This is a genomic window from Methanothermobacter sp. (genome assembly GCA_030055615.1).
GTDB lineage: Archaea > Methanobacteriota > Methanobacteria > Methanobacteriales > DSM-23052 > Methanothermobacter_A.
In genome coordinates this window covers 245,145-251,144 of record JASFYN010000002.1, presented here as the reverse complement: position 1 = coordinate 251,144, position 6,000 = coordinate 245,145, and the positions used below count along the sequence as shown (strand labels likewise).

The following is a 6,000-nucleotide window of genomic DNA, read 5'->3' as shown; positions in this document are numbered from 1 at the left end:
CATATCAGCATCACTAATAGTTTTATTATTCTCTGATAACTTCATAAGAATATCTAAAACTTTCCAATAGCCACTATAATCCAAGTTATCTACTAGGATACCATATTCATCTGAAATAGCAAGAGGAGATAAGTGATCCGCCCTTAAATTCCCATCTAATTGCACAAGGAGAAAAATCTTCCTCTCAGAGGGTATCTGTGGAGTTTCATCCATTATAAGATAAGAATCACCCGTACCAGTAATATTATTAGAGTCCCCGGCCATTACAACCAATAAAGCGTCACTTGGAATCCTTGAAAGATTTTGAAGCTTACTACCATTTTCCGAAACACCCGGCTGAATCGTAAGAACAGCACTAGGCTTGGGAATATCATCTCTACCTGCAAGATTCACTGCTATAAGCCCACCAGCCGATGACCAACAATATAAAACCTACCATCGTATTTGCCCTTAAGTTTCTTGAGAGCATCTTTAATAGAATTTGCGGCATTATCAGTGAACTTCTCGGAACTAAGATCCAAAAGATTCTGATATCTTGGATACACTACAATATTACCTTCCCTTACAAGATGCCGAATCCACGCCATATAAAACAAAGGTTCAGTGGCAGCCCAACCATGAAGAAAAACCACCACAGGATACTTACCTGGCGCAGCTGGTCTAAAAATCCAATACTTCTGACTACCCTCACCATAACTTTCAGTGATCATCCCATAACAAGGGGCACTTGAAATTTGAATGGGAATGGGATATCTTTTCGCTGCAAAGGACATGCCACAGTTAAAAAGAGAGATTATGAATAGTAGAATTAGTGTGGTTGTCCATAGTATGCGGGTCATCTCTATCTCCTAGTTATTATTATGATAGTATAGATTATAACCTTTGTTTCAATGATTTATTCTAGATAAATTATGCGAAAATTCTTGGGAATCTGCTAAGTAATAATAGCCGGAGTAAAATGGAAAAAAATGTTACAAAAAATCTATCCATGCTAATACGGGAACTTCTGTAATATTTTTCTGGCCTTTATAGGCTTTCATGTCGCTTTTTAAAAGATCTAGGGCTGTTTTGTGAGATGCTATTATGAAGATGGTTAGTAACCGTAAAATTTTAATATTATATTAATAATTTTTAATATTATATTATTTTTTGTAGGGTGGTTGAGTTGAAAGAAAAAATCCTTAAAGCATTAGTTGAGGGTGAGAGTGTTGCGATAAAGTATAGAGACGTTAAAAAGTATGCAAATTTGAAAACTGGACACGAAACAATTTTTCTCGGCCATGTGAATCCTGCCAAGGAAATAGCAGCTGAAATATTATCGGAATTGAGCGAAACAGAAAAAACTACGATATACAATAAACACACTACAAATGAAATCATAGAAAAAATAAAAATGAAACTGAAAGATAAAAGAGTGCTAATAATTTTCAACGATTTTCAAGAACTCTCAAAAAGTTCAGTAAAAATTTTCCTCAATTTAATAGATGATGTACAATTTCTCTGCAGTATAAGAGGAAAACTGAGAAAAGGACAGGGGCAACTTTTAAAGAAAATGATGATTATAAGCGATCCAGCCGATGAAATCACTGACATTAAAATTCCCATAATAATTTTCGCTGGAACGCTCGCTTTTCTCATATATCTCAAAATTGCAATGAGCCTACAAGGTCTAGTAGCTTACATAACACTCGCATCAGTATGGTTTGCAACAATAATGGCCAGAACATTACTATGGATTGCAAGGTGACCCCCTAATGAATGGGATAGCATATTTATTCATTTTACACTTTATTGCCGTATTTGTCATAGGTGTAATTTATTATTTTTTCTGGTTTTATGCAGCAACATACCAATAGCCTCCAGGAGGATCAAGGATGAAATGGTATACACATGCATTCTTTGCCATTGTGATGGGAGCCATACTAGGATATCTTATGAATACGGAATTTACAATACTATTTTTAATCATCACAGTCATTTCAAGCCTTCTAATTGATTTCGCTGAAAAAGCAATCTTTGATAATCATAAAAGACAGTTACATAACATGTTTATGCTGGTCCCATGTATTCTAATTTATTTGTTTTATGATATGACAATTGGAACAGCTCTAACTGCAGGTATATTATCCCATATACTTCTAGATTGTCTGACACCAGTAGGATGTCCACTTTTTTGGCCAATATACCAAGGTAAATACAATGTAGAATGGAAACATAAAAATAGCAAAGCAAGAGAGAAAAGGGTATTCTCAAGTGTCGTGCTCCTTGCCTTACTCACCATACTAGTTTTATTACCACAGGGACCATTCATGTCAGCGATTTCAACTTGGACATCAAATTCAACAAACCGTAACAAAACAAACGATACAAGAATTGAACTGCGCCTCAACATTAACAATCCTACCAAAGACATTTGGATCCATCCATTACCAAACGGAAGCATATTTATCGACATAGCAGATGAAGGACAAGGAAATGTAATCAACTATTACTATTCTTATCCAAGATATTATAACCCCCCAAATTGCACTAAATCGTCAGAAGAAGGGGCCAATCAAGCTGAGGAGGGGGTAGGGTGGTAAAAAGAAAAGGAGAAATCGAGAAAATACATGAAATGATAAGAAAACTCGAAAGAATATACAACACGAATAAAATCTATACACAAAAAGTATACATAGACGCAAAAATGGCATGTAAACTTGAAATCATAAGCTACCTAGAATCCAGATCAAAAAGTGAAATTTCCAGAAAAGCGATAAGATCATTCATAAAATCCTATGAATCCAGAAACGGCCAATTAATCAACAAAATAAAATATCAAAAACAGGAAAAGTAAAAATTTCCTCTTCTTTTTTTAGCCAATTTTTTGGACCCAAAAGATATCATAATACTATTCTAAAAAATATTAACATAAGCTTGCGGAGGTGGAAAAGGTGAGAATAAAAAATGCATTGATTACATTGACTTTACTGCTGATGCTTGGCGTGGCCATCGGCATGGGAACGGTATCGGCACAAAAAAATGAAGAAGGGGATATAGAAATAATAGACCTTGATGAAGGGAATCTTGATGAGAATGTGGAAGCAACAGATTTTGACTCCGCCCTAGATCATGATATTATGAATGATCCAGCAGAAAGTGAGGGTCAAGAGGCGGTTGCAGGGTCTGTGCCAATGCAACCTACAGGGGTCCCACTACTGCCAGCATTAATTTCAGCACTTATGATATCAAGTGGCTTACTGGTAGGTGCAAGATATAAGTTTTGATTGTGTGTGGTGCCTTCGCGCCCTCGCTTGGGCTCGGCGCGGGAAATATCCGCTTCATGTCTTATTCTTTTTCTATTATCTTTTTATAATAATATTGAATTTAGTTTATTGATATCGGTTTTATTTGATTGTTTTTTATGATATGGGCCGTTTTTGGGCCTAAAATTATATAATACTAATTTTATAAAATATATTATCGTAGAATGGATTGGAGGTGGTACCATATCTAAAAGGTATTTTTTTGTCTTGTTGTTAGGTCTTGCCTTCTTTGTTATGGCAGGTTCGGCTTCGGCAGCGGACGGCTACTTCTATGAAGTATACACAAACCAGACAGTTGCCAAGGTGGGCGACCATGTCCAAATAGAGGTTGTAGTGGACACTATTCCGTCTGATCAGGGCTATAGTTTGGATAATGTGACGGTGCAGTCCTATATCACGCCTCGGCTCAAAATAGAAGATGTAACAGTAACCCATGGAACATACGAAAATGGCACATGGTACCTTGGAAATGGATACTATGGAGTAGCAAGCGCAACATTCTACTGCCTTGTAAACGGGACAGGAACACTCACAGGACAATTCTTCCTACGAGCCGACAACGATGAAAACAGAACCAACAACTACGCCAGGATAGACATTGAAGTACCATTCACAGACCTGAAAAGCACAGCAAGAATACCCAGTAGCTTATCACCAGGCCAAGTATTCAATTACACTGTCACCATCGTGAACATGGGAGTAGAAAACGCAACCAATACAAAAATGCAAATAAACTTGCCCAGCAATGTAGAATACCAATCCTACACAGCCACCAAAGGAACATTCAACCCACAAACAGGAATCTGGACGATCGGCACACTAGCATACGACAACGACGACAACGAAAATGATGACCCGCTCGGTGAAAACGCAACACTAACCCTAACACTAAAAGTCAAACCAGACACCACGACGGGCACATACAACATCACAACCCAAACAACCTGTGACCTAAGCCTACTCAGCATATTCCAAGCCAGTCCTACCACAGCACTCAGAATCACCGACACCAACAAAATACAACTAATCATAACAAACCCCACAGGTGTAAGACAAAGACACGTAATCTACCTAACGATAACAGACGGCTCAACAACAATAAACAGATCATATAACTTCTACCTGGGAGCAGGCGGAACCAGGACAATAAACCTTGGAAACCTACACCGCGGCGCCCAAATCAAAATCACACAATACACATACAATGCTGAGCGCACAGCCAAGACAATACAATACACACAAAAACTAAAAAGCACCGCACACGAAAACAGCAAAACTACAACAGTCCAGAACGTGAAAGGCCGACAACGACAAACAATAAAAAGAATAACCAGGGCCACGATCAACAACCAATTCCAAATAATCTACACATAGAGTGATTATACCCGCCCGCCCAACCCTATGGATTAGCCGCGCCCTCGCTTGCGCTCGGGCGCGGTTTTTATTTTTTTCTCCAAGAAAGAAAGGAGGCCGTTATCATGTCTAGTATTGAAAATTTTCAGAAGGTAAGGAAAATTATGGAAATCAGAAATGAACTTAAAGAATATGATTTTGAAATGAGATTGCTAAAAGATGCTGAACTGCATCTTGCAATAGCAGGCGACGGTGAAGCAATTTACTTATTCATGATACTATTACCATAATCAGGAAAAATTCAAAATACTGAAAAGACACATTTGGAAGTTCAAAACACTAGCTTACAAATTCAGAGCAAGACCATACCTTGTCACATATAATGTTATGACAGCATTCTACCCATTACATGCACTTGAAGACGCTAGAAAATATTTTAGTTTGGACACAGAAAAATCAAAGGGACTAATGTTTTCGTGATACGATAATTTTTGAACAGAACAGTATAAGAGGGACTCACAATAATTTTTTCTTTTTTATCATTATTTTTTGACTGAACATTTTTTCGACCTATTCATTCCTTTAGAAAAATTTATAAAGAGATTTAGGCTTATTAAGTGATTTTAGTGTATTAACTATGATTTAAAATTTTCTGGAATTTTTATTTTTTGTGATCTATTGCTTGTTCATCGTCTTAAGTTTGAATTCCCTTTCTTGAATGTTATAACTGTAAAATACAACGCCAAATACACAATATAGCCAGATAAGTGTCTCATAGCGTGTTAACATATTATCACAACAATTGTAGGAAACTTTGTAGCATTATAACCATCTATTGTCGTCGTTGCTAATATCTTGTAAATGTTCTCCCCTTCAGATAAATAGCTTTCGACGAAGGCGGGAAATTCCGTTATTACCGATAAAATCCAAACACTTGTATTGTCTCAATAATAGGGTCGCCAAATAGATCTCGTTTTTCATTGTAATTAGGGTGTGAATACAAAGTCATAGGATCTTGGATACTTGAACGAGACTAGCCTCATAAACCTCATAAATTCCATCAAAAAACGAAAAAAATACGAATTCCAAAAAAGAAGAATGGAAATGATTATCTCCCAGTTTATATCTCATAATCTAACCACATTGTTTCAATCCTTGTTTTATTGGATTGGTTATTGCAACAGAGAATATGCATATGTACAACGCTGAAAACGCTGCGTTTCAATCCTTGTTTTATTGGATTGGTTATTGCAACAGCCAATAACAAGGTCAATTCACGTTTGAAAATCTCTGTTTCAATCCTTGTTTTATTGGATTGGTTATTGCAACAGAAATATCGAGG

General features: G+C 36.7%; 8 protein-coding genes and 1 CRISPR repeat array (1 of these 9 cut by a window edge). Of the genes, 6 read left to right on the top strand and 2 right to left on the bottom strand.

Features of this window, described 5'->3' with window-relative positions:
• Both QFX38_04520 and QFX38_04515 read right to left on the bottom strand, forming a co-directional pair.
• Window positions 1-393 (bottom strand): hypothetical protein (locus QFX38_04520; GenBank protein ID MDI9624129.1); only part of this gene is annotated, 393 nt, incomplete at its 3' end.
• Window positions 394-395: 2 nt separating this feature from the next.
• The gene (locus tag QFX38_04515) at window positions 396-839 is read right to left on the bottom strand and encodes a hypothetical protein (GenBank protein MDI9624128.1); all 444 of its coding nucleotides are present in this window, start codon (window positions 837-839) and stop codon (window positions 396-398) included.
• Window positions 840-1,165: 326 nt separating this feature from the next.
• Here QFX38_04515 and QFX38_04510 point away from each other — a divergent pair, with 326 nt between their 5' ends.
• The 6 genes from QFX38_04510 (at window position 1,166) to QFX38_04485 (ending at window position 4,948) form a co-directional block, all read left to right on the top strand.
• On the top strand, window positions 1,166-1,747 hold the full coding sequence (locus tag QFX38_04510; GenBank protein MDI9624127.1) for a hypothetical protein: 582 nt from the start codon (window positions 1,166-1,168) through the stop codon (window positions 1,745-1,747).
• A gap of 127 nt (window positions 1,748-1,874) precedes the next feature.
• The gene (locus QFX38_04505; GenBank protein MDI9624126.1) at window positions 1,875-2,582 is read left to right on the top strand and encodes a metal-dependent hydrolase; all 708 of its coding nucleotides are present in this window, start codon (window positions 1,875-1,877) and stop codon (window positions 2,580-2,582) included.
• A complete protein-coding gene (locus QFX38_04500) occupies window positions 2,576-2,836 on the top strand; it encodes a hypothetical protein (protein ID MDI9624125.1) in 261 nt (86 codons plus the stop codon). Before QFX38_04505 ends, QFX38_04500 begins: the two co-directional genes overlap by 7 nt.
• Before the next feature lie 124 nt (window positions 2,837-2,960).
• Window positions 2,961-3,266, top strand: a complete 306-nt coding sequence (locus QFX38_04495; GenBank protein ID MDI9624124.1) for a hypothetical protein — start codon at window positions 2,961-2,963, stop codon at window positions 3,264-3,266.
• A 246-nt stretch (window positions 3,267-3,512) separates the two neighbouring features.
• Complete coding sequence (locus QFX38_04490) at window positions 3,513-4,679, top strand: DUF11 domain-containing protein (GenBank protein ID MDI9624123.1); 1,167 nt, start codon at window positions 3,513-3,515, stop codon at window positions 4,677-4,679.
• A gap of 143 nt (window positions 4,680-4,822) precedes the next feature.
• The gene (locus tag QFX38_04485) at window positions 4,823-4,948 is read left to right on the top strand and encodes a hypothetical protein (GenBank protein MDI9624122.1); all 126 of its coding nucleotides are present in this window, start codon (window positions 4,823-4,825) and stop codon (window positions 4,946-4,948) included.
• A gap of 855 nt (window positions 4,949-5,803) precedes the next feature.
• Window positions 5,804-6,000: a CRISPR direct-repeat array (repeat unit 37 nt; unit sequence GTTTCAATCCTTGTTTTATTGGATTGGTTATTGCAAC); it runs 2,185 nt beyond the window's last position.